Genomic DNA, 23,866 nt, shown 5'->3' with positions numbered 1-23,866 from the left:
TTTTCCAAACTTGGTGCAAAACAGCATGATCAAACCATACTCGCAAGCCTGTGAAAATAATAAAGAACCAATACTTTTAGTATTAAAAAGTTATTTTTGTGATGTCGGAAATGTATTAGAAGTAGGCTCAGGAACAGGGCAACACAGTGTGTATTTTGCTGCCCACTTACCTCATTTACAGTGGCATACTAGCGATCGGGTAATAAATCATGCAGCGATTGAATTATGGCACCGAGAAGTGCAACTGAGTAATTTACATTTACCTATAGAGCTTGATCTTAATAATACTTGGCCGGTTAATAAAATAGACGCTATTTTTAGTGCAAATACATTACATATTATTAGCTGGACGTTAGTCGAGCGGTTTTTTACTGAAGTCAAAGTGCACTTACCAAGCCAAGGCAAGCTTGCTATTTACGGACCTTTTAAGTATCAAGGACAATATACAAGCGAGAGTAACCAAGCGTTTGATCAGTTTTTAAAACGACAAGATGAACAAAGTGGTATTCGCGACTTTGAGGCAATTTTAAAATTAGCAGAGCAAGCAGGTCTTATTCTTGAGGATGATATTAAAATGCCTGCAAATAACCAAATTTTATTGTTTAAACGGCAGTAGCGTTTGGCATTGCTGGTGATAAATTTTTAAGTGACTGCTTTCACGTTTTAAAAAGTCCGCAATGGCTAAACGAAACTCTGGATGAGCAATCGCGTGTGCTGAATAGGTAAATACGCTTTCAAATCCACGGCTGATTTTATGCTCCCCTTGAGCGCCCGAGTGAAAGCAATTTAGGTTATGTTTAATGCAGTATTCAATACCTTGGTAGTAACATAGCTCAAAGTGCAGGCAGTCAACGTCTGCGCTTGCTCCCCAGTAACGACCATATAAGGTTTGCCCGTCAATAAAGCTTAATGTTGCAGCAATAAGCTGAGCACCATGTTTTGCTTGCATAATTACTAATTTATCGGCCATTAAATTGTACAGCAAAGTGAAAAACTGCGGGTTTAAATAACCCAAGTGGCCAGAACGTTTTAAATAAGTGCGCTGATAAAATTCACAGAATTGCTCGACAATAGCCGCTGTTATTTGCTCGCCTTGCAACCACTCTATAGTAATGCCTTGTTGGGTTATTTTAGCGCGCTCTTTTTTAATGGCTTTTCGCTTACGTGCCGTAAGTTGTAGTAAAAAATCATCAAAATGAGTATAAGATCTATTAAACCACTGAAACTGCACTCCTAAGCGTCGCATTGCTGAGTGCTCACTAAGTGCCTCTACCTGTTGCTCTGAGCAAAAGTTAATATGCCAACCAGACCAGCCATTTTCTTGGCATTGCTGATCAAGTAGCTGGCTAATATATTTATAAATCAATGTTGGTGTTTTGTGCTTAATGGCAATACGTGGCCCTTCAACCGGGCTAAACGGCGAGCCCGATATCCATTTTGGGTAATAATCTAAGCCGTTTTTATCATAGGCTTCAGCCCATGCCCAATCAAATACGTACTCGCCGTAAGAGTGCGTTTTTACATAGCCTGGGGCAAGTGCTACCAATTGCTCGTGCTGATAAATTGCTAAGTGTTTTGGCTGCCAGCCTGTAGTTTCATTAACACAACCACTTTGCTCAAGCGCTAATAAAAAACCATGATCAGTAAAAGGGTTATCTGAAAAAAAAGTTTGCCATGTTGTGGCATCTATCTCAGTAATGCTATTAAGCCAGCGATAGCTAAATAATTGTTGTTCAGTCATTGTTATTTTCAACAGCCTTTATAAATATCGCCATTTGTTCTGTTAACTCATTAAAGTAAGGGTTAAAAGTTAAACGCTGTAGAGGTGCATATTTCGCTAAATTGTGCGCTGTGCGTTCTCCCATATTAGGATCTGGATTACTTTTACACTGCTTATAAAGTATATCATCGTTCAAGTAACTGCCACAATTTCGGTAGTGGGCGCTCACTCCGTAGTGTGGGTTGTCAGGGGCGTTAGGAATAGCAATATGGGATATATTGAAAATGTTTTTACACAACTCTTTATTACACTGTGGATTTATTACGATGTAACCTTTGGCAAAATCAGTCGGGATCGCGGCTTTATTACCATAAAAAATCAGTCTATCTAATTTGTTTGCGGGGCGCTTTTTCGGGTCGTGTAAGGTATTTAATAGTTGCAACGTCGCTTGGTTGTCTATCGTGGTATCAGCTTCGCTAAATGCACTAAAAATAGCTAGGTTAGGAATAGTACGTTTTTGTATGCTTGCCTGTGATACCGCGGCCATTGCTTCGTCAGCTGCTGCAGCGGCATTAAATGGAAACGATTCATACTTGGCAAAATCAATGTCGGCATCTTCATCAATCCAGTCAATAAATGGAATGTAATCAATCCACTTGGCAAGCCAGCCGTTTTTATTATGTGGCTCGCTCGCAGGTGAAAATAGCATAACACCTGAAAGCTTAGGGTTAACGGGTTTAGACGTTATATAATCAATAATCAAAGCTGTACCTGTTGAATAACCTCCTAATAAAACCTGATCAAAATCTTCAACGGTTTGCTTAATTGCATATTGTGTTGCTTGTTGCCATTTTTTGGCTGATATAGAGCTCAATGCATCAGCTGCAGTTCCGTGGCCTGGCAATAACAAAGTGCGAACGGTGTAGCCTTGTTTGTAATAAAAGGCGGCTAAATCATGATAAGTAAAAGGTGAGTCGGTTAAGCCATGGATAAGTAAAACTGCTTTTTGGTTGTTGCTTTGCTGTAATTCAAAGGGAGCAATTAAGTCATTAACTGTCGCATCTGCAGGGCGTGCACCTTGACGCACTAGCAGTTTATAAGTATCCGTTATTATAGGACAAGGTAGTTTTGAGCGCGGATTTTTAATAGCTATATGCTGATAAGCAAACTTTAAATATTCACTAAATGGACGGTTGCTCGCAAAGTTGAAGGAAGGCGCTGGAGTGTCATTTTCAAAACGAAATAAACCTTGCTCCTTGCTTTGCATTATAAGTTGCGTGTCGGTTAATTGCTCAAGGCAAGTTTGTCCTTCGGCTTGTGCGCTTAATGTTACCGTGGTGATTAGTAGCAAAAATAATTTTTTTATCTTAATTGTTAGGCTCATCAGTACTTGTAGTATAGTTTTTAAGACACGCGGTTAGCTTATCGAGTTCTAACGGTTTTGCAAGGTGTTGATTACATCCAACTGCGAGAGCGTGGGCTTTATCTTGTGGCATAACATCAGCTGTGAGTGCAATAATTGGGAGCTCAGAAGCTGTTTTGAATTCACGGATAAGCGCTGTGGCGCGGTAGCCATCCATTACCGGCATTTGGCAGTCCATTAACACTAGATCGAACGACTGTTGTTTCACTTGCTCTACAGCCAACTTTCCGTTACCAACAATTGTCGGTGTAATCATCAATGAGTCGAGCATGGCTTTGATAACCAACTGATTAATTGGATTATCTTCAGCAACTAAAATACGTAATGTTGATAAGTCTTGTGGTACTACTTGATTAACCGTTTGTTGTTTGGCTTCACATTGAGCGAGTTTAAGTGAAAAAGTAAAGGTAGAACCTTCGCCTTCTTTACTATGCAAGGTGATATCGCCTTGCATTAAATTACTTAGTTCTTTGGCGATAGTTAGGCCTAAACCTGTACCACCAAACTGCCTTGAGGTTGAGCTATCGGCTTGAGTAAATGCATCAAATAAAGTGGCCTGTTGAGCTTGTGAAATGCCAATACCGGTATCAGTAACAGCAATATTTATCTCTATTGTATGCTCGTTTATAGGGCTTGCTGTAGCGCTCATGGTTACTTGCCCTTGGGTTGTAAACTTAATTGCATTACTTGATAGGTTAAGCAGTACTTGCTCAATACGGGTGGGATCGCCCAAAAACCAACCTTCTGTTGGTAGTTGATTATTCACCTGCCAAACAATGCCTTTGGTATTAGCACTTTGCTCAAACATGCTATTAATTCGTTGGATTAGCGCGTTGAAGTCAAAAGGGGTTACCTCTAAAACTAATTTATCAGACTCAATTTTAGAAATATCGAGCACATCATTTATCAAGCTAAGTAAAATTTTTGATGATAGCCCTATTTTATCAAGGTAATTCAATAAGGTTTTAGCGCTATCTTGTTGATGCGCTAAGCTTGAAAAGCCAATTATTGCGTTTAAAGGTGTACGTATTTCATGGCTCATATTGGCCAAAAAACGGCTTTTAGCTTGGTTAGCAAAGTCTGATTGCTTTTTAGCCTTTACTAATGAGCGAGTTCGCTCTTTTACTAACCGAGTTAAAGCGACATGCTGGTGGTTAAATAACAACAGTACCAATAAAATAAGCGCCGTAACAAAAACCTGTAAAAATAATAAAAACAGGGTTAGTTGATTATTGTGATGGGATAAAAACTGCTCTTTAAGGGTTAATTCTAAGTGCCAAGTTTGGCTAGCAAAGTTAATATCAAAGGCTGCGGTTTCAAGGCCTTTGGCGGGCTTTATGGTTTTATCTTTATTACTATAAAATGGTGTTTTTTTACCTTGTTCGTAAATACTTAAAGTAAACATTTCAAATTGTTCGGCACTGAGAGCTTTAGAAATTATGCTCTCGACTAAAAACACCCCTGTGGCATAGCCTTTTATTAATTCTTGTTCGTTATTTTGCTGGTAAACAGGTGCAAATAATAAATAGGCTGCTTGTGGCTGCTGCATTTTTAATAGTTGAATAATTTCAGAGCCAACAGGCCGGTAACGTAACTCAGGCTTTAATAAAGAGGCTCTTCGATCGGGCTTTGAAAATAGGTTATAGCCAATCACATTTTTATTTTCATCATAAGGAGCGCTATATTTAATAATCACGAGTGGATCACTTTTTGTAAGTGATGGCCCTTCAATAGTTATATTTTTTTGGTAAACCTCGCTAAGTTGCCCGGCTAATTCTGTTCGTTGAGACTGCGCAGCTTTAATATTCCATGACATTGCGCGAATAAACTCATGCTGATGGAGTAGTTCTTCAGTGTAACTATTAAACTCTTGTAGGCTTAGAGTTGGGGTTGCTTGAATTTTTCCTGCTAAGCTTTGCACGGCGATTAAACTACGATTTATATAACGGTATAAACTGTTCTCAATGACTCGAGTTTCTCGTTCCGCAATTTTAATTCCGTTAGAGCGAGTTTCTTGGTTATATAATTTTGATGTTGCAGCCACAGAAATAAACAGCACTAAACATACTGTTATGGTGGGTAATGAGGTTATATAGTTTTGTTTTTTCTTAATTTGTATAAGTGCGAGTAAAAAGGGCGCGGTGATTAATACGCCTAGTATATCGCCAAGCCACCAAAATATAACATTATTCCAATGGTTTTCGCTGCTATATAAAGGGTTAAAAAAGCTTAATCCGAGCATGCCGATATTAGCAGATATAGCGCTTACCGCTATGGCAATCACTAAAATGAAATAGAATATAGATTTACGTTTTTTTAAGTAAAGAGGATGACCAAGCCTGTATTTTAAAAGAGCGGCGCCAATCATGCCTTGTAACACAACCCCAAAGCCAATTAAGGTAACTTCTTTTAAAGTGTTGCCAACCAGTATCTGCTCACCAGTTAGGTTATCGTGAATGCTCAGGTTAAAGAATATCGAGGCTAAAAAGAGTGCGGGTACAAAGCGCCACCACCAAATAAAACAACCAACAAGCGCAATTCCAGCAGGCAGCCAAATAGGTATAACTTGAGATTCAAATGCAAAGTTAGTAAGCAGCTTACCTGTTAAAAAGTAGCCAAATGCAAAAAGGATATAAAATACCAACGAAAAGCGTGGTGACAGAAAAACCTTCACATACTTCCTTATTAACTAGGATGAGTTGACCTTTAACTTATTATCAAGAGTAGTTGATTTACAGATGCTTTTACAGCGGTAAATTATATTTACTAAATGATTGCTTTAGCACTACTGTCGATTCTATATTAGCAATAAAATTAATCGTTCCAAGCTTATATTTAACAAAATATGTAGTGTGGCTGCCTAATAAACACACAGTAATGTAGCATAAATAGCAAACACGCTGTCCTAAAGGGGATTAACTATTTGTTGCCTAAAAGGATGCAGATAAAGGGCGTGATCAGGACGCGCAAGCTTTGCTCTGATTTTACTTAGTCCACTAGGTTACAAATCTCGCGCCGCGATTAAATCGTCCCTAGGTTGAACAAGTTTTACTCCTGTAAGGTCAACAGATGTATGGACTCCCACTTCCATCAGAAGTAACGTAATAAGTGTCCAAACTTTTACTAAGGAGCCCATACATGTTGAATTGTAATGTGATAGCGATTGATTTAGCAAAAAATTTATTTCAAGTTTGCAAAACGCAAAGCAATGGCAAAGTTATTTATAACAAAACAATAAGCAGAGCCAAGCTTAAAGAGTTATTAATTAAAGAAAAGCAATCTTTAGTTGCTATGGAGTCATGTGGCGGAACGCATTATTGGGCGCAATTTGCTAAACAGGCAGGGCACCAGATCAAAGCGATTAACGCGCGACAGGTAAAAGCGTTTCGTCAAGGGCAGAAAACCGATGCAAATGATGCGCTGGCTATTTCAGTTGCAGCGAGACAGCCTCATATAAAAGGAAGTCGTTTACTTTCAGTGCAAGAGCAATGCTTACAAGGCATTGAATGTATGCGTGATTTATTAGTCAAAGAAAAAGTCAGTTTAGGTAATCAACTAAGAGCTTTATTGTTAGAGTTTGGTTACCCAATTGCTCAAGGGGATACGAAGTTGACCCAAGCGATACCTGAGATATTAGAAGATGCTGAAAACAGCCTAACAGGCGCTTTTCGCTTCACAATTAACCGAGTTTATCAGCGTTTTACTGAGGCGATTGAAGAGGTGAAGCTGATTGAAAAGCAATTGCATGAAGTAATTAAAGAAGATCAAACCTGTATACGTTTGCAAGCATTAGAAGGCGTGGGACCTGTCTGTGCAATACTGATTAAAATAGCACTAGGTAATATAACCCATTTTAAAAATGGTCGAGAAGCTGCGGCCTGCTTTGGTCTAACACCAGTACAGCATAGTAGCGGGGGAAAACAAAATATAGGCTCGATATCTAAAGTAGTAGGAAATAAGAAGCTGCGTAGTGCTTTGTATAAAGGCGCATTAGCTGTTGTTTCACAACTAGAAAAAAGAGAAGTTCGTAGCCAAAAAGATATATGGTTAAAAGCATTAAGTGTACGTCGAGGCAAAAAAGTAGCCGCTATAGCGTTAGCAAATAAAACAATCAGAACGGCTTTTGCAATGCAAAAGCATAACAAAGATTATCAGCCACAATTACTTGTGGCTTAAAGACTTGTCAGAAAGATCGATTGAAATAGGTAAGACCGACCTTCAATAGACTGTTAGGGTCTGAAGTTTGAAAAACTGCTCAACAGAAAAGTCATGAAGGTGCGAATACATTTGAGGCCAGGGGTAGCTCCTCAATTTGAGCCCGTATATAAGCTAGCATCTAATTTATTTCAATTTTATTTTTGACATTAATAGGGAGTCCATATAAGACCCTAGCTACCCTGATCTATTTTGCTTTTAAGCGCTGTTAACTGATCAATCTGTTTTTGCTGCTGTTCTATTTTAGGCTTATAAAGTTGGTCAACTTTATTACGCTGTTGAGTAATAGCATCGCTAATAGAACTAGCCCCTAAACGATTAGCGCTGTCTTGAGTCATATAATCTATTTGAATTTTTCGGCTATTAAGCTGCTCTTGTAATTTTTTTATATTATTTTTACTTTTTTTTATTTGACGATCAATCTGTTGCCCTGTGAGGTAGTTTCCTATTTCGGCAGATACGCCTTGGTCGTCATTATTTACCGCAGATTTAGCGATATTAGTAACAGCGATATTAACTTTTTTGGCGTCTTTTCCACATGGAAACTGGCTAAAGGTGGCAGTACCCTCAATAGTGCAGTGATACACATTTGTTTTTGCTGCGGCTATATGGCTATAAAAAACGGTAAGTAATAAAACAAACAATTTATACATGAATATTCTAATCCAAGTTGATGACTTGCGTATATAAACCTAGCATGTAAACGGCTTTGTGTAATTCAAATATCTTCACACAGAGTAGTTTGCTAAACTTAGCATTTGTTTGTATATGGTGTGTTTAGTATGACTTCATCAGTTACTCCTGTCATTTTAGCAGGGGGTATTGGTTCGCGACTTTGGCCTTTATCGCGCCAAGCTATGCCAAAGCAATTTTTGCCGTTGCTAGGGGATGAGTCACTACTACAAAATACACTCAAGCGGGTAAATCCCCCATTTTTTAATGCGCCAATTTTAGTGTGCAACGAACAACACCGCTTTATTGCAAGTGACCAATGTAAGCAACAGCATGTGGATCCCACAGCATTATTACTTGAACGCGAAGGTAAAAATACCGCTCCGGCAATTGCACTTGCAGCACATTTTTCACTTCAGCAAGGTATGAATACACCGATGCTAGTGATGCCTGCTGATCATCATATTGATAATTTCTCGTTACTTATAGATAAGCTACCTGATGCAATAAAACTCGCGGAGCAAGGCAAATTAATTACCTTTGCTATCAAGCCTGACTCTGCAAATTGTGGCTATGGTTACATCAAGCAAGGCTCGCCGATTACTGATAGTTATTGTTTTGAGGTCGATGAGTTTAAAGAGAAGCCAAGCCTCGCAGTCGCTGAGCAATATCTTGTAGATGGTCGTTATGCGTGGAACAGCGGTATGTTTTTATTTACTCCTAAAGCTTACCTTGCTGAGCTTGAGCGCTTTGCCCCTAAAATAGCCAAGAGTGTAGCGAATGCTGCGGTGTTTTCACACGATTTAGATTTTACTCGCGCAGATGAAAGTGCATTACAAAATTGCCCAAGTGATTCGATTGATTATGCTATTTTAGAGAGAAGCCCTAATGTTGCGGTACTACCACTTGCGCTTAAATGGAATGATGTAGGCAGTTTTAATGCTTTGTGGCAAAGTGCAGAAAAAGACGCGCAAGGCAATAACAAAAACGCAGATGCAGTGTTGTTAAATAGTGAAAATAACTTACTCAATAGTGAGCGCGGCCATACTATTGCCGCTTTAGGGGTCAAAGACTTAGCTGTTATTCACACTCATGATGCCACATTAGTAGCTGATAAAAACCAGCTAGATCAGTTACCTGAATTATTAAAGCGATTAGCTGTTAAAAGTAGTAATAAACTGATCCATCATCAAGCTGTGTATCGACCGTGGGGTAGTTATCGGGTATTGGTTGAAGGCGCTGGCTTTAAAGTAAAGAAAATAATTGTAACTCCAGGTGCAAAGCTTTCTACTCAGCGCCATCAATACCGTGCTGAGCATTGGGTGGTGGTATCAGGTACTGCTGATGTAAACATTGATGGAAAAGCAAATACGTTAACACCCGACCAGTCATGTTATATAGCTGCCGGTCAAATTCATAGCCTAGCTAATGGACAAAATGAACCTCTTATGCTGATTGAAGTGCAAACCGGTGGGATTTTAGATGAAGCGGATATAGAACGCTTTGACGATCAGTATGGACGTAAATAGCGCCATAGCAGAAAGAGTAAAGTTAGGCGGATAATGAATTAAAAGCGTGGAATAAATCCGTGTTTACAGGCTATTTTAGAATGTTGCTAGAGCAAAGCACTTGTCCCTTGAAGCCTTACTATCGGCAACTAGCCAACTAATTCAGTTGACTCCGTACATACTTTAAATACTGCTCTAGGCTGCTTTGCCAAAGCACGAGAGTGTCGGTAAGTGATTCTTTAAGCGGTTTATTGTCGAGTAAGCGTCGTTCGAGTTTTTTAAGCTCCATGCCGTAGCGATTAAAGCCTAGTTGCAGGGCGGTGCTGGCTTGGCGATGGAGTATTTTTATACATTGCTCTGGTTGTTGTTCGCAAAGTTGTTGGGCGCGAATGAGTTTATTACGCGCAGAGAGTACAAACTCGTTATAAATTGACGATACTTCATCTTCACTAAATGAACTTTTTAATGTATCAGCGGCGCTTTGGTCGTACAACACATCACTCAGATCAACCGCAAAGTTAGAGCTTTGCGTGGTTTGAGAGTCACTGAGAGCTTGGCGTAACTTTTGCTGCTTAATTGGTTTGCCAACAATATTTTTAATACCCAACGCGAAGTACTCTTTAATCTCATCGGGGCTTAGACTTGCAGTAAACGCAAGTACAGGTGTACGCTGGTTTTTATGATCAATTTTTTTTAGTGCTTTAAGTACATCTTGACCATTTAAGTCAGGCAGGTTCATATCTAGCAGCACGACATCAAAATGGTGCCGCTGCATCAATTCAATAGCACTTTTACCATCTCTAGCGAGCTTGATTTTATGCTCATCATCGGCCATAAACTCAATAGCAATTTTTTGGTTTAGATCTAAATCTTCGACCAGCAAAACGTCGAGCCCGGTTAAGTAATCTTTTGATTGATGACGCTGCTCAACAAGGCTTAACTCACCAATAGTGAGGTTAATATCAAAACTAAAAGAGCTCCCTTTATTTAGCTCACTGGTGATGTTTAATTGGCTATTTAGTTTACCCAGTAAGCGGCTTGTTATGGCAAGGCCAAGGCCAGTACCGCCTTTTTCTTTGCCGGCATTACTTTGTATATACGGCTCGGTAAGGTATTCAATTTCGTCATTTTCAATGCCAGGGCCTGAATCGATCACGCTGATACGAACACGGTGCTCAAGCTGGCGTTCTTCAAGTAATGATATATTAACTTTGACATTTCCTTGATCAGTAAACTTTATGGCATTACCCACTAGATTAATAATAATTTGCCGTAATTTTTGTTGGTCGCAGTAGTAACAGGCTTGTTCAGGTAACTGGTAGGAAAGTGAAAAGGTTAAGTTCTTTTGTTCTGCAAGCGGGCTCAGTAATAAACATAAATTATTAAGCCAAGTTTTAAACTCTACATCTTCTTCATAAAGGGCTTCGTTATGTTGATCAAGGCTCGCATAGTCGAGCACTTTATCAACGAGTAAGTTTAGCGATTCGGCAGAGTTAATAATGGCTTCACAATAAGGTTTATCACGGGGATCGCTTGATTGGTTCAAAATAAGCTGCGCACTGCCTAAAATTCCATTTAGTGGTGTACGTATTTCATGGCTAATAGTAGATAAAAATAAGCCCCGAATTTCTAAATCTTTATGTGCTTTTTCTGCGAGTTGATTTAAGTTTTGTTCTCGGCGTTCATTACACAATAGTGCCATGCCAGTGGCGTAGAACATCGGTGCAATGACGCCGTATATAAATAAGGTGATACTAAACCAGTTTTCATTGATGAGTGTTGAGCGGTCAACTTCGCCCATTAAAAATGCCCGCAGTGTAAATACGATGACAATAATACTAAGAATCAAAATATAAACAATACTGCCATTTGGATAGGCTTTACGGGCAAACCGAATGAATAAATACAGTAAAAAAATCGCTTCACAGATATGCTGTAAGTCAGAAGCGAGCACGCGGTTACGCAAGTTAGAATCAACCGCACTAAAGTACATTAATACACCAGCAAGTATAATCGTCACGGCAACAAAGATTTTAAACTCCACGCCGCGATAATTTAAAAATTGACTAATTACTAAGGCATGAATGATAGATGCACTAAAGAATAAACCATAGGCTAAACCACCAATGGTGGTGTTATCTAAATAGCTATGAACAGCAAAGCTCATTACGGCGGCAAACACCATTAATGGATAATAAATATAAAGTAGTGTACCGGGGGTTTTTTTATTGGCTCGCCAAGTAAGGAAGTTCAATAATGCCATTACTAGCATCATGGCGGCGCTGGTAAAATAAAGGGTTACGGAGTCGAGCATTGCGGTTCCAAGCGAAAAGAATTAGCCGCATCAAAACGATGGCGCTATAGCTAAATAAATATAACGCTTATCGGCAGAAGAGAAATAGGCACTCAAAAAAGTGCCTATTTTCGATAAAACTAACGAATTTCGTCAGGAATATTTTGCTGGGCCCATGATAGTAACTCAATACGGTTACGACATTTGGTTTTTCTAAATGCACTGTATAAGTGAGTTTTAACTGTATGCGGACTAATGCTTAGCTCTTCGGCAATTTCTTTATTTTTAGAACCATTGCTCATTAAGGCAATAATTGCTTTTTCTCGCTTAGTGAGTTTTATTGGCTCAATATCGCCGTCGGTCAACTTATGAAGAGTGTCTTGATTAAACTGCAACATACGGTTTAGCGCGTTACACATGATATCACGGCGATACCAAAGCTGGCCTTCAAGTAGCAGGCGGATGCCTTTCATTAATACATCAGCGTTATCAGTGGTGTAAAATACGCCGCGAATACCGCTTAATAGGGCGCGATTAGCAAGTTCAGGATTTTCGTCTAAATTAAACAATACAATATCGCACTTAAAACGCAAATTAACGAACTGCTCTTTTAGCTTGTTCCAAGCATCTCGGCTTGACGCTTCAATAAACAATAAGCGGGTGTCTTCAGGTACGTCGGCGATATTAGTCCCAGTCGTTACCTCAAGCCCCTGAGTTTTCAAAAGGGGTTCTAATACATTGATACCAATCGTATTAATCGGTTCTACGTCTAATAGTAAAAAGGCTGAATTGCTCATGGTTTACATACTCTTGAATAAAGTTGACTTATGAATCCTATCATGCAAGACGGGCCTTTAGTATTAGAAGTTTCCTATGTAAATACAGTTTTATTGCTAGTTTAGTACTATCTTGTGTAATTTTTTGTTTTCTTTCTGTTTTATATATTTGTATTTATTGCTATTTTTTATTGTAACCCAATCTATAGCAAAGGTGTTGTTTACATAAAATTACATTAAAAAACTTAATGCAATTCTTTCTTCTTAGCTTGGTATGGTGGCCATCCCATTTCCTTACCCGCTAGCATATGTAAATGAATATGATAAACAGTTTGTCCGCCATGCTCGTTACAATTCATCACAACTCGAAAGCCATCATCACTAAATCCATGTTGTTTAGCGAGTTTTGCTGCAACTACGTATAAATGGCCCACTAATGATGCATTTTCTTCGGTAATATCATTAATTGTCGCAATCGCTTTTTTTGGGATAATCAAAACATGAAAAGGCGCTTGCGGGTTGATGTCTTTAAAAGCGAGTGATTGCTCATCTTCATAAATGATGTCGGCGGGAATTTCACGGTTGATTATTTTACTAAAAATAGTCTCTTGGCTCATTTTATACTCATATTATAGATTACATAAGATTCCCCCACTAATGACAAAATTTGTTTGTGGTGTCAAACTGAAATTAAACATAAAGGGGTAAGTATGCGTAAATTAATAAGACTAACAACAGCTGCTGCATTGTGCTTTAGTTTAAATAGTGTGGCAGAAATCATTCACTTTCCTGAAGAGTTGGTCCCACTGCAAGCCGATGATCGAGTGATTGAACAGTCATTTTTTAGCCGTGTTGATGATATCGAATTGGCGCCGGGTACACATAAATTAAAACTTAGGTACACGGATTTATACGAACAAGGTTATGACAACCATACCACTGTTGATTCAAAACCATTTTGGGTGCAAGTTACCATTGATGAAGGTACAGATTACGAGGTCGTGTTTAATCGTGCTGATAATGCTGTAGCTGCTAAAGCATTTGCCGAGTCACCCCAAGTTAGCCTTAAACCTAAAGGGAGTGCGCTGGCTGAACCGTTAAGTATACTTAGTAGCCCAAAAGTAAGCGCAGCACCCACTGTTAAGCAAGTAGCCCCAGCACAGGTCGCTACAGCAACGGTTACTACGGGCAAGGCAGCAATATTTCCTGCTAAAGCATCGAGTCGCCATGCAGCCACGCAAAAAGAACCGAGCGCAGCGGCAATGCTAGATTTTTGGTGGCAAAAAGCGACAGTACAAGAGCGCCAAGCATTTTTGAACAAAGTGACTAAAAAGTAAGGGGTAGGATTGGTTGTCCTTTTAAGATAAAAGTGTGTTCAATTTAGAGGCGATTTAATCGCGACGCGAGACTTGTAAACTAACGAGCTAAGTAAAAAATTGAGCAAAGCTACCGCGCCCTACTCACGACCCTTACCTACATCCATGTTGGGCTTAAAACACAAAAAAGGGCGAGTTATCGCCCTTTTTAAATGGTGTTACTTGCTCGTTATTATTTAGCAAATAAGTTGTCGACTGTACCTTGTGCTAATGGGTGATAACCCGGACGTGCTTTCATGTATACATCGTGCGCCCATTCACGTTTGCCATTTTTAATTAGTGCTTTATATAAAGGCACAATTAATTTACGACGACCAATCCCAGATAAATGCTTATCAAGTGCTGGATAAATTGGTTGATAACCATTACCTACTGCCAGCATATACCAAGCAAATGCGCGCTCTGTGTTAGTTGATTGAGTAAGGTTAAATTGGCTATCAAGCTCGGTCATGTTCTCAATGCTTAAATCACGAGGTAGGTTATTTAAAAAGTGAAGCCATTCATGGACAGTCCAATCAGCTGTGGGTAGTTCAGCCGCAGTTGTATCGCCTTTTAGCCATGCTTGAGTCACATTATCGACTTTATCAAACGCATCTGATGTTGGGTTTGGCGCATCACTGGGTAAGCCTGGCTCAAAAATCCACTCATTTACTTTATCCATGCTTACTACGCCTGGATATTCTTCAATTAAGTTGGCTTTTAAGTAAGTTACAAACTCAGCGGTAGTTAGCGATTTAAACGCAAACTCATCAAAGTAAGCTTTTACAAATGGGTCAAACTTGTCGCGACCATACTTTTCTTCAAGGTAGATCAAAAATAGCTGACCTTTAGTGTAAGGCACTGAGCTGAATGCATCGTCCGGATCGCGCCCATTAAGTTTTAGATTAAGGCGTGTATCTGGTGCGTCTATTGTCTTAAGTTGTGCGCGAAGGCTTGCAGTGTCTAGCGCTTGCTCCATAATCGCACGGTCTCGACCAAACACTTCTTCCATAATGCGGTTTTCAACGTACGAGGTAAAACCTTCGTTAAGCCATAAGTCTTCCCATGTAGCGTTAGTCACTAGGTTTCCTGACCACGAATGAGCAAGTTCATGAGCAATTAAATTAACTAAGCTTTTATCACCCGCTACAACTGTTGGGGTAATAAACGATAGACGTGGGTTTTCCATGCCACCAAACGGAAAGCTTGGCGGAAGCATTAATAGATCATAACGACCCCAGGCATATTCGCCGTACATAGCATTGGCTTTGTCGATCATCATTTGAGTGTCGTTAAACTCAGCCACTGAGGCATCTAAAATTGTTGGCTCAGCAAAAACACCTGTCTGGTGTGACATGGCTTTAAATTCAAGATTACCCGCACCAATAGCGATTAAATAAGGAGAGATCGCTTGGGGCATAGTAAAGTGATAATCGCCATCTTTATAAAGTGCATCTTTGTTATCTGCACTCATTACAGCACGAATATCTTCAGGTGTATGGATACGCGCCGAGTACGTTACACGCATCGCAGGTGTATCTTGTACTGGGATCCAGCTACGGGCATGAATAGCCTGCGATTGGCTATACATAAATGGTAGCGTTTTACTTGCAGTTTGCTCTGGTGTTAACCATTGTAAGCCGGATGCTTCAGGGCGACTGTTGTAGTAAATACGTACTTTAGGCGCTTGGCTTTTAAAAGTAATAGTAAGTTTCGAACCTTTAACATCATCACGTTTAGCAAGCGTAAAGGCTGCTTTATGCCAATGACCATCTTGTGACTGGTACATTATTTTATCAATATCTAAATCACGAGTATCAAGCACTAACTTTTTACTGCTGGTATTTTGCCACTTAAGGGTATGCTCAACAAAACCTTCTAACTGCTTGTCGGCAAAGTCGATATCTAAATCAAGGTTTAAATGTGTAGTGATTACATCATCAAGGTTGGCATACGAATTTTGGTCAATGGCGCTGGCCATTGCTTGAGAGCACATACCTGCCATAGCGAGGCTTAAAAAGAGAGGTTTGATTTTCATAAATACCCTGGAACGAATAAAAAGTGCTGGTTTTATATCATGATTGAAAGGCAGGGTTGAGCATTTTTTACAATCTAGTGCGCGTTTTGCGACGATAGGTTAAACTAGTGCGATTAGTTACTGGTAAATTTTGAGGCTTATTGTGGCTCAGTCCCTGCAAACTTTCCATACATTTTCGTTACCTAGTCAGTGTTTGCACCTATGTGAAATCACCGACACTAAACAATTGCAGCAGCAATTGTTTAGTGTCCCTTTTTGTATTTTAGGTGAGGGTAGTAATACTGTTTTTTTAAACGACTACCAAGGTACCGTGATTAAAATGGCTACTAAGGGGATTTCCCTAACTCCTCGTGAAAATGATTACTTATTGGAAGTCGCGGCCGGTGAAAACTGGCATAAATTAGTTACTTACACCTTAGATCACGATATGCCTGGGCTTGAAAATTTAGCCTTAATACCGGGTACCGTTGGGGCGGCGCCGGTGCAAAATATTGGTGCCTATGGTGTAGAGCTGGCAAAGTATATTGAATACGTAGAGTATTTTGATATTGCTCAAAAGCAAGTTATACGCCTTAGTAAAGTAGAGTGTCAGTTTGGCTATCGCGACTCAATTTTTAAGCATGCTTTAAAAAATAAAGTGGTGATCACTCAAGTCGGACTTTGTTTACCAAAACAATGGCAGCCAGAGCTAAGTTATGGGCCATTGCAAAAGCTTAGTAAGGTCACAGCAAAAGCCGTTTATGAGCAGGTTATAACTACCCGAAATAGTAAATTACCTGACCCGTATGTGCTTGCAAATGCTGGTAGTTTTTTTAAAAATCCCATAATCCCTAACTCACAATTACATGCTTTATTAAAAAGCCACTCGCAATTACCTCATTATTTTTATGATGATGCACATCATAAAATCGCTGCTGGTTGGTTGATTGAACAAGCGGGTTTAAAAGGACATCGTATTGCAGGTATTGAGGTATACGAGCAACAAGCTCTCGTATTAGTTAACCATGGCAACAGCCAAGGCGGTGATTTAGTTGCTATGATAAAACACATCCAGCAGCAAGTATGGCAACGCTATCAAATACACTTACACCATGAAGTACGGCTAATGGCCGATTCTGATGAGTGTAATATTAATTTACAGGAGCAGCCATGAAAGCGCCTTATGGCAACAAGCAGGCAATTTTAAATGCGTTAAATCAAGGCGGGTTTATCTCTGGGCAGTTATTAGGTGAGCAACTAGGCATTAGCCGTGCCGCAGTAGGTAAGCATATAAGTTCATTGCAAGAAATGGGGCTAGATATATTTAAAGTGAGCGGTAAGGGTTATTGTTTAAATAATAATGTTGGTTTATTAAGTAGTGATGCAATAAAAACAAAGTATCAGCAATTAGGAGGCAAAACAGCGCAAGTTGATGTGCAGCCTATTATTGATTCGACCAACAGCGAACTAATGCGTCGTATTCAAGTAAACCCAGCGCTTGAATCTGGATCTGTTGTAGTTGCAGAAATGCAGGAAGCCGGGCGCGGGCGCAGAGGGCGCGTGTGGCAATCTCCATTTGGTACGAACTTATATTATAGCTATTTTTGGTGCTTAGATGATGGCTTACAAGCGGCTATGGGCGTATCTATTGCGGTAGGGCTTGCTGTATATGATGCTTTAAAAACGCTTTATCAACTGGATGTTGAGCTGAAGTGGCCTAACGATATTTACTTAAACAAAGAAAAGCTCGCAGGTGTGCTGGTGGAATTAGATGGTCAACCACAAGGACCTTGTCAGTTAGTGATTGGTATTGGTATTAACCTGCAAATGCCAGAAAGTGCGAGCCAACAGATTGACCAAGCTTGGACCGACCTAAGTCAGCATTGCCAAACAATCGATAAAAACGACTTAGTAGCGCAGTTAACCTTTAGTTTAGAGCAACGCTTAGCTGAATTTAGTGAACATGGTTTACAGCAGATGTATCAGCAGTGGAATAGCCTTAATGCTTTTGCCAAACAGTATGTGGAGCTCTCTACCGGAAATCGCAGCTGGCAAGGTATTTGTGAAGGGATTGACGGTCTAGGGGGGATTCGTATTAGATGCGATGGCGAAGTGAAAAGTTATTACGGTGGAGAAATTTCTTTACGTAAGGTTAAATCATGAAGCTACTTGTTGATGTGGGTAACTCTTCAGTCAAAATAGTGCTATGCCAAACGCAGCAGCTAACTCCCTGCGAAGCTAATAGTATTCCTTGGTCACAAGTAACCGAGTTGGTTTACGCCTGCGTAGGTAAAAGCGAGATGATGAACAAGCTTTTAGCTCGCGCTACTGAACTAGGAATTAATTGCACCGAGGCTAAAGTAACCGCAGAACTTGGTAAGCTTAAATGCGCTTACCGACAAGTAAATAATTTAGGGATTGATCGTTGGCTAGTACTTATTGCCGCTTATAGCCTGTGGCCTAAAAAAAATTGCATTATTATTGATGCAGGCACGGCAACCACCATTGATGTGTTAACAGATACGGGGCAGCACTTAGGGGGGTGGATTTTACCGGGCCTAGATTTGATGACCCAATCATTAACACAAAACACTCAACGTGTGTTTGATGATAAAAATACGCTTTTTAGTAATGAGCTGGGAGTGAATACCCCAAATGGCTTAAAAAATGGCGCGTTAGTAGCTACCATTGGTGCCATTGAACAAGCAATGTTGCATTTACCTGATGAAGCACAAATAGTTTTAGCAGGGGGGTATGGAGCGTTATTACAACAGCACCTTCCAGGTAGTGATTTTGATTCTTTGTTAGTTATGAAAGGATTGAGTTATTGGCAGCAACTCAGTATTAAAGACTAAAAACAGCTACTTTTGTCTGAAAACTGAGCATTTGAAGTGTAAATTCACACTTTTTTTGATTTTGTTGTTGCATCCCAACAAACCTTACTCTAGAATCTCGCCCCGTACTAAAGCAGTGCCGACTTAGCTCAGCTGGTAGAGCAACTGACTTGTAATCAGTAGGTCAACCGTTCGACTCGGTTAGTCGGCACCACTTTCCTTTTACCGGAAGTGACTTAGTAAAGAATTTTCGTGGAGGGGTTCCCGAGCGGCCAAAGGGATCAGATTGTAAATCTGACGGCTCAGCCTTCGCTGGTTCGAATCCAGCTCCCTCCACCACTTTATTCTTGACGGTTAGAGGTAGTTTAAGAACAGGTTCTTACGCGGGCATCGTATAATGGCTATTACCTCAGCCTTCCAAGCTGATGATGCGGGTTCGATTCCCGCTGCCCGCTCCAGTTTCTGGTGTTGCTGATATAGCTCAGTTGGTAGAGCGCACCCTTGGTAAGGGTGAGGTCGGCAGTTCAAATCTGCCTATCAGCACCAGTTTCTAAGCCCATTCTTGACTTCTCCTTTTATCTGTCAGAAAAAACTATTTAAAATTTGAAAAAATTAACTTAATCTACTTATGGTGGATTATTTTCATATGTAGTCTAGATACACAAAACTGATAGGTTCCGTCATGGCAAAAGAAAAGTTTGAACGCGTAAAACCGCACGTAAACGTAGGTACAATCGGCCACGTTGACCACGGTAAAACAACCCTAACTGCAGCAATCACTAACGTACTTGCAAAAGTATACGGCGGTGTTGCTAAAGATTTCGCATCAATCGATAACGCTCCAGAAGAGCGCGAGCGCGGTATCACAATCTCAACTTCACATGTTGAATACGATACGCCAACTCGTCACTACGCACACGTAGATTGTCCTGGTCACGCCGATTATGTAAAAAACATGATCACGGGTGCTGCACAAATGGACGGCGCTATTCTAGTAGTTGCGGCGACTGATGGTCCAATGCCACAAACGCGTGAGCACATCCTACTTTCTCGCCAAGTTGGCGTTCCTTACATCGTTGTGTTCATGAACAAATGTGACATGGTTGATGACGAAGAACTACTTGAGCTAGTAGAGATGGAAGTTCGTGAACTTCTTTCTGAATACGACTTCCCAGGTGATGACTTACCACTAATTCAAGGTTCTGCACTTAAAGCACTTGAAGGTGAAAAGCAATGGGAAGACAAGATCGTTGAGCTTGCAGAAGCACTAGATTCTTACATCCCAGAGCCAGAGCGTGACATCGATAAGCCATTCATCATGCCTATCGAAGATGTTTTCTCTATCCAAGGTCGTGGTACTGTTGTAACTGGTCGTGTTGAAGCGGGTATCATCAACGTGAATGACGAAGTAGAAATCGTAGGTATCAAAGATACTACTAAGACTACTTGTACGGGTGTTGAAATGTTCCGTAAGCTACTTGACGAAGGTCGTGCTGGTGAGAACATTGGTGCACTTCTACGTGGTACTAAACGTGAAGACGTTGAACGTGGTCAAGTACTAGCTAAGCCAGGTTCAATCAACCCACATACAACTTTCACTTCAGAAGTATACGTACTTTCGAAAGATGAAGGTGGCCGTCATACTCCATTCTTCAAAGGTTACCGTCCACAGTTCTACTTCCGTACAACTGACGTAACAGGTGACGTACAGTTACCAGAAGGCGTAGAAATGGTAATGCCTGGTGATAACATCAAGATGACTGTAGAGCTTATCGCGCCAGTTGCGATGGACGAAGGTCTTCGTTTTGCTATCCGTGAAGGTGGCCGTACTGTAGGTGCTGGTGTTGTAGCAACTATCGTTAAGTAATTATTAGCTTAGCTAATTTACTTACTAAAAAGGTCACTTAGGTGGCCTTTTTTAATGCCTGCGATTTGAGTTTTGTGTCATGTGAAGGTGGCGCTGTTACCTTAGACGTAGGTGCTTAGTAGCAACTATCGTTAAGTAATTATTAGCTTAGCTAATTTACTTACTAAAAAGGTCACTTAGGTGGCCTTTTTTAATGCCTGCGATTTGAGTTACAAGCTTTGGATTTTGTAGGTGGCGCTTTAATGTCGAAAGTTTAATCTTGATAAACAGCACTATCAATAATAGCGAAAAACGCTCATGTAAATGGTTATTTTCATATAAAATTAAGCTATACCTGAATATACTGAGCGTCTTAAAATTATAAACAAATAAGGGATGCGGAAATGAGTAGGTGGATTTTCATTGTACTATTTTTATCAGGATGCGCAGCTCAATCAGAGGCACCAAAAGTAAAACTTACTCAGCAGCCAATTAAGAAGATTGGAGTTATTTCCACACTTGGCGATAACTTACTCTGTACTTATACCGCTTTGACGGTATTTAGTAACGAGCGTCAGGTTTATAAGCTGCCTCATTCATTAAATAAAAGCTTTAGCGAGCAATTAAGCTCAACGCTAACTGATGTAAGTTCACAGGTGAACACGGAGTTTGTTCCGCTTAAGCGAGAGCTTATTATACTCAAAGATGCTGAACAGGGGGCGTCGTTATGGCAAAACTTAGAGTTTAACAATAGCGATGAGGTGGATATGCTAGTTATTTTTGATGGTGACTATCATTACAAGTCAAAAGAAGGCTTTTATGCAAGTGATAACGCATTAAACACGAATGTATTAAGCGACAATTACGGTGGCCGGTCTAGCGACAATTATCTTGGCCGGTTGATCTGATAAGGTTCGGTACAGCAGAACGGAGGAGTTCACTGTGCCGGGAACACGAATCACTGATCAGCAGGTCACTATTTATATGAAACATAGAAAACGTAATAGCCAAGTTATCGCGGCTGCGAAAGCAGGTATTTCAGAACGTTCAGCAAGGCGCATTGATAAACTGGATGAGCAGCCATTGTCTAATAAACGCCAATGGCGAACGCGTATAGATCCACTTGAGTCTATCTGGGACAGTATTGTTGTCCCTCTACTTCAAGGTGATGCAACGTTAACTCCGGTGGGAATTTTTGATCACCTTTGCGAGTTTCACACCGACAAATTTAACCCTAGCTCACGGCGTACATTAGAGCGTCGAATTCATAAATGGCGGGCACTGTATGGCTCAAGTAAAGAGGTCGTATTCCTGCAAACACACGAGTATGGCCTATTAGGTATGTGTGATTTTACACATGTGAAGTCACCCGTTACCATTGCTAGTGAACCCTTAAAGCATATGTTGTTTCATTATCGTATGCCCGCCAGTGGCTGGGCTTACGCCCAAGTGATCTACGGCGGTGAAAGCTTTGCTGCTTTTTCTGATGGCGTGCAAAACGCATTTAAAGCAGCCGGCGGTGTGCCTAAAGAAGTGCGTACAGACAGTCTGAGTGCCGCCTATCGTAATCACACTAATGATAACGATTTTACAGAGCGCTTTAATGAATTAGTCACCCATTATGGCTTTAAAGCGACCCGCAATAACCGCGGTATTGCGCATGAAAATGGGGCTATTGAGAGCCCTCATGGGCATCTTAAATCGCAACTGGAGCAAGCATTAAAAATCCGTGGTAGTTATGACTTTCAGACAAGAGAAGTCTATGAATCGTTTGTTGCCGACATTGTAGCTCGCCGTAATCGCCGTGTAAGTGATAAATACGCAGTAGAGCAGCGACAATTACATGCTTTACCACGGACGATGAGCGTCAATTACACCGAGCATTATCTAACGGTGTCACGTACGAGTACTATTTCATTGAAACGTGTTACCTATAGCGTCCCGTCACGCCTTATTGGTAGCCGATTACTGGTTCGTTTATATGACAACCGTTTAGAGCTGCACTATGGCAGCGATTTAGTTCAAACGTTAGCGCGTGTCTATGCTTCTAAAGGATGCCGTGCACGTAATATTAGTTACTTGCATGTTATTGACGCACTGGTTAAAAAACCATTGGCATTTCGCTACTCACAACTACGTGACGACTTACTTCCAAGCGACAATTACAAAGCTATTTGGGAATACGTTAATGCCCACCTTTTAGCGGATGAAGCGAGCTATTACATGGTAAAACTGCTCCATTTAGCAAAACAAAGTGGGTGCGAACGTCAATTAGGACGATTTGTAGCAGCGTCAATTACTCAGCGACAATTACCGGCCATCCGAGAATGTGAAGCGCAATTTTTAGTGATTGCATCAAACATACCCACAATAACAATAAAGCAACACAGCTTGAGCGCTTATAGCAGCATGATACCGGGAGGTCTACATGGATAACTTCACGGCCTCGTTACCTTTAATGCTGAAACAATTAAAGCTTAGCACCATGCTTCAACAGTGGAATACCCTGGGCAAAAAAGCGATAGAAGAACAATGGAGCCCACAGCAATACTTATCTGAGCTGTGCCATATTGAACTTGCGACACGCGATGATAAACGCCTTCAGCGGCTTTTAAAAGATGCAAAATTGCCCGTGGGTAAACACCTTAGCAGCTTCGACTTTACCCTTGTTGATGGGGTTAGTAAGCCCCTTGTTGCTGATTTAATAAATCAGCCGGATTGGTTGAAGCACGGTGGCAATATATTGCTATTTGGCGCCAGTGGTCTTGGTAAAACGCATATCGCCAGTAGTATCGGTTATGGCCTTATCGAGCAGGGCCATAAAGTTAAGTTTGTTGCCGCGTCAGCGATTGTTCAACAACTCCAGCAAGCAAAGCGACATTTACGCTTGCAAGACGAACTTGTAAAGCTCGATAAATACAGCTTATTAATCGTTGATGACGTTGGTTACGTACGAAAAACGGAACAGGAAACGAGCGTGCTGTTTGAATTGATAGCCCATCGCTATGAGCGACACAGCATGATCATCACATCAAACAAATCATTCGAACAATGGGATGAACTATTTGATGATTCAACGATGACTGTAGCGGCAATAGATCGCTTGGTTCATCATGCAACGATTATTCATTGCGAAGGTGAAAGTTACCGACGCAAAACAGCGCTCAATAAGAGCAAATAAAATTCGGTGTCAACCGGCCAAGATAA

The 23,866-nt window shown here is 40.5% G+C and carries 19 protein-coding genes, 4 tRNA genes and 1 pseudogene; 15 read left to right on the top strand and 9 right to left on the bottom strand.

Annotated elements, in window-relative coordinates; translation table 11 throughout:
* Positions 1-25 precede the first annotated feature (25 nt).
* Entirely contained in the window at positions 26-616 is a 591-nt protein-coding gene (locus ACT3S9_RS15505; protein ID WP_441836197.1) for a DUF938 domain-containing protein, read from the top strand.
* On the opposite strand, the gene ACT3S9_RS15500 is transcribed toward ACT3S9_RS15505, so the two are convergent.
* The 4 genes and pseudogenes from ACT3S9_RS15500 to ACT3S9_RS15485 form a co-directional block, all read right to left on the bottom strand.
* The gene (locus ACT3S9_RS15500) at positions 596-1,741 is read right to left on the bottom strand and encodes a GNAT family N-acetyltransferase (protein WP_441992949.1); all 1,146 of its coding nucleotides are present in this window, start codon (positions 1,739-1,741) and stop codon (positions 596-598) included. The genes ACT3S9_RS15505 and ACT3S9_RS15500 overlap by 21 nt on opposite strands.
* Positions 1,734-3,104: an alpha/beta hydrolase gene (locus ACT3S9_RS15495; RefSeq protein ID WP_441836585.1), complete on the bottom strand. Its 1,371-nt coding sequence runs from the start codon at positions 3,102-3,104 to the stop codon at positions 1,734-1,736. Before ACT3S9_RS15495 ends, ACT3S9_RS15500 begins: the two co-directional genes overlap by 8 nt.
* Positions 3,088-5,817: an ATP-binding protein gene (locus ACT3S9_RS15490; RefSeq protein ID WP_441992950.1), complete on the bottom strand. Its 2,730-nt coding sequence runs from the start codon at positions 5,815-5,817 to the stop codon at positions 3,088-3,090. The genes ACT3S9_RS15495 and ACT3S9_RS15490 overlap by 17 nt, the downstream gene beginning before the upstream one ends.
* Before the next feature lie 70 nt (positions 5,818-5,887).
* Positions 5,888-5,986, bottom strand: a pseudogene (locus tag ACT3S9_RS15485) (Lrp/AsnC family transcriptional regulator); the annotation flags it as partial.
* Between the two features lie 295 nt (positions 5,987-6,281).
* Here ACT3S9_RS15485 and ACT3S9_RS15480 point away from each other — a divergent pair.
* A complete protein-coding gene (locus tag ACT3S9_RS15480; RefSeq protein ID WP_301563131.1) occupies positions 6,282-7,319 on the top strand; it encodes an IS110 family transposase in 1,038 nt (345 codons plus the stop codon).
* Between the two features lie 212 nt (positions 7,320-7,531).
* Here the strand turns inward: ACT3S9_RS15480 and ACT3S9_RS15475 are convergent, their stop codons facing one another.
* Positions 7,532-8,011, bottom strand: coding sequence for an RNA-binding protein (locus tag ACT3S9_RS15475; protein ID WP_441835903.1), 480 nt, complete (start codon positions 8,009-8,011; stop codon positions 7,532-7,534).
* A gap of 129 nt (positions 8,012-8,140) precedes the next feature.
* Here ACT3S9_RS15475 and ACT3S9_RS15470 point away from each other — a divergent pair, with 129 nt between their 5' ends.
* Positions 8,141-9,559: a mannose-1-phosphate guanylyltransferase/mannose-6-phosphate isomerase gene (locus ACT3S9_RS15470; RefSeq protein ID WP_441835904.1), complete on the top strand. Its 1,419-nt coding sequence runs from the start codon at positions 8,141-8,143 to the stop codon at positions 9,557-9,559.
* 136 nt (positions 9,560-9,695) lie between these two features.
* Here ACT3S9_RS15470 and ACT3S9_RS15465 read toward each other — a convergent pair whose 3' ends face one another.
* The 3 genes from ACT3S9_RS15465 to ACT3S9_RS15455 all read right to left on the bottom strand — a co-directional run bounded on the left by ACT3S9_RS15465 (position 9,696) and on the right by ACT3S9_RS15455 (position 13,224).
* Positions 9,696-11,852 carry an ATP-binding protein gene (locus ACT3S9_RS15465; protein ID WP_444751069.1) on the bottom strand — a complete coding sequence of 719 codons (2,157 nt, stop codon included), beginning with the start codon at positions 11,850-11,852 and terminating at the stop codon, positions 9,696-9,698.
* Positions 11,853-11,971: 119 nt separating this feature from the next.
* Complete coding sequence (locus tag ACT3S9_RS15460; protein ID WP_441993487.1) at positions 11,972-12,628, bottom strand: response regulator transcription factor; 657 nt, start codon at positions 12,626-12,628, stop codon at positions 11,972-11,974.
* Between the two features lie 224 nt (positions 12,629-12,852).
* A complete protein-coding gene (locus ACT3S9_RS15455) occupies positions 12,853-13,224 on the bottom strand; it encodes a histidine triad nucleotide-binding protein (RefSeq protein WP_441835907.1) in 372 nt (123 codons plus the stop codon).
* A gap of 93 nt (positions 13,225-13,317) precedes the next feature.
* Here ACT3S9_RS15455 and ACT3S9_RS15450 point away from each other — a divergent pair, with 93 nt between their 5' ends.
* Positions 13,318-13,944 (top strand): DUF2057 domain-containing protein, encoded by a 627-nt coding sequence (locus tag ACT3S9_RS15450; protein WP_444751068.1) that lies wholly within the window; start codon positions 13,318-13,320, stop codon positions 13,942-13,944.
* Positions 13,945-14,155: 211 nt separating this feature from the next.
* Here the strand turns inward: ACT3S9_RS15450 and ACT3S9_RS15445 are convergent, their stop codons facing one another.
* Complete coding sequence (locus tag ACT3S9_RS15445) at positions 14,156-16,000, bottom strand: M1 family metallopeptidase (RefSeq protein ID WP_444751067.1); 1,845 nt, start codon at positions 15,998-16,000, stop codon at positions 14,156-14,158.
* Positions 16,001-16,142: 142 nt separating this feature from the next.
* On the opposite strand from ACT3S9_RS15445, the gene murB reads away from it, so the two are divergent.
* The 11 genes from murB to istB all read left to right on the top strand — a co-directional run bounded on the left by murB (position 16,143) and on the right by istB (position 23,840).
* Entirely contained in the window at positions 16,143-17,153 is a 1,011-nt protein-coding gene (gene murB / locus ACT3S9_RS15440; RefSeq protein WP_444751066.1) for a UDP-N-acetylmuramate dehydrogenase, read from the top strand.
* Positions 17,150-18,142 carry a bifunctional biotin--[acetyl-CoA-carboxylase] ligase/biotin operon repressor BirA gene (birA, locus tag ACT3S9_RS15435; protein ID WP_444751065.1) on the top strand — a complete coding sequence of 331 codons (993 nt, stop codon included), beginning with the start codon at positions 17,150-17,152 and terminating at the stop codon, positions 18,140-18,142. Before murB ends, birA begins: the two co-directional genes overlap by 4 nt.
* Positions 18,139-18,834: a type III pantothenate kinase gene (locus ACT3S9_RS15430; RefSeq protein ID WP_444751064.1), complete on the top strand. Its 696-nt coding sequence runs from the start codon at positions 18,139-18,141 to the stop codon at positions 18,832-18,834. Before birA ends, ACT3S9_RS15430 begins: the two co-directional genes overlap by 4 nt.
* Before the next feature lie 117 nt (positions 18,835-18,951).
* Positions 18,952-19,027 (top strand) — tRNA-Thr (locus ACT3S9_RS15425).
* Between the two features lie 40 nt (positions 19,028-19,067).
* A tRNA-Tyr gene (locus ACT3S9_RS15420) sits at positions 19,068-19,152 on the top strand.
* 44 nt (positions 19,153-19,196) lie between these two features.
* Positions 19,197-19,271, top strand: a tRNA-Gly gene (locus ACT3S9_RS15415).
* Positions 19,272-19,283: 12 nt separating this feature from the next.
* A tRNA-Thr gene (locus tag ACT3S9_RS15410) sits at positions 19,284-19,359 on the top strand.
* Between the two features lie 136 nt (positions 19,360-19,495).
* Positions 19,496-20,680, top strand: coding sequence for an elongation factor Tu (tuf, locus tag ACT3S9_RS15405; protein ID WP_444751003.1), 1,185 nt, complete (start codon positions 19,496-19,498; stop codon positions 20,678-20,680).
* 383 nt (positions 20,681-21,063) lie between these two features.
* The gene (locus ACT3S9_RS15400) at positions 21,064-21,567 is read left to right on the top strand and encodes a hypothetical protein (RefSeq protein WP_444751063.1); all 504 of its coding nucleotides are present in this window, start codon (positions 21,064-21,066) and stop codon (positions 21,565-21,567) included.
* A gap of 34 nt (positions 21,568-21,601) precedes the next feature.
* Positions 21,602-23,095, top strand: a complete 1,494-nt coding sequence (istA, locus tag ACT3S9_RS15395) for an IS21 family transposase (RefSeq protein WP_443490040.1) — start codon at positions 21,602-21,604, stop codon at positions 23,093-23,095.
* Positions 23,088-23,840, top strand: a complete 753-nt coding sequence (gene istB, locus ACT3S9_RS15390; RefSeq protein WP_208835222.1) for an IS21-like element helper ATPase IstB — start codon at positions 23,088-23,090, stop codon at positions 23,838-23,840. The genes istA and istB overlap by 8 nt, the downstream gene beginning before the upstream one ends.
* Positions 23,841-23,866 lie beyond the last annotated feature (26 nt).

This window comes from Pseudoalteromonas sp. AOP31-A2-14, assembly GCF_052378035.1.
Classification (GTDB): domain Bacteria; phylum Pseudomonadota; class Gammaproteobacteria; order Enterobacterales; family Alteromonadaceae; genus Pseudoalteromonas.
This window is presented reverse-complemented; position numbering and strand designations above follow the sequence as displayed.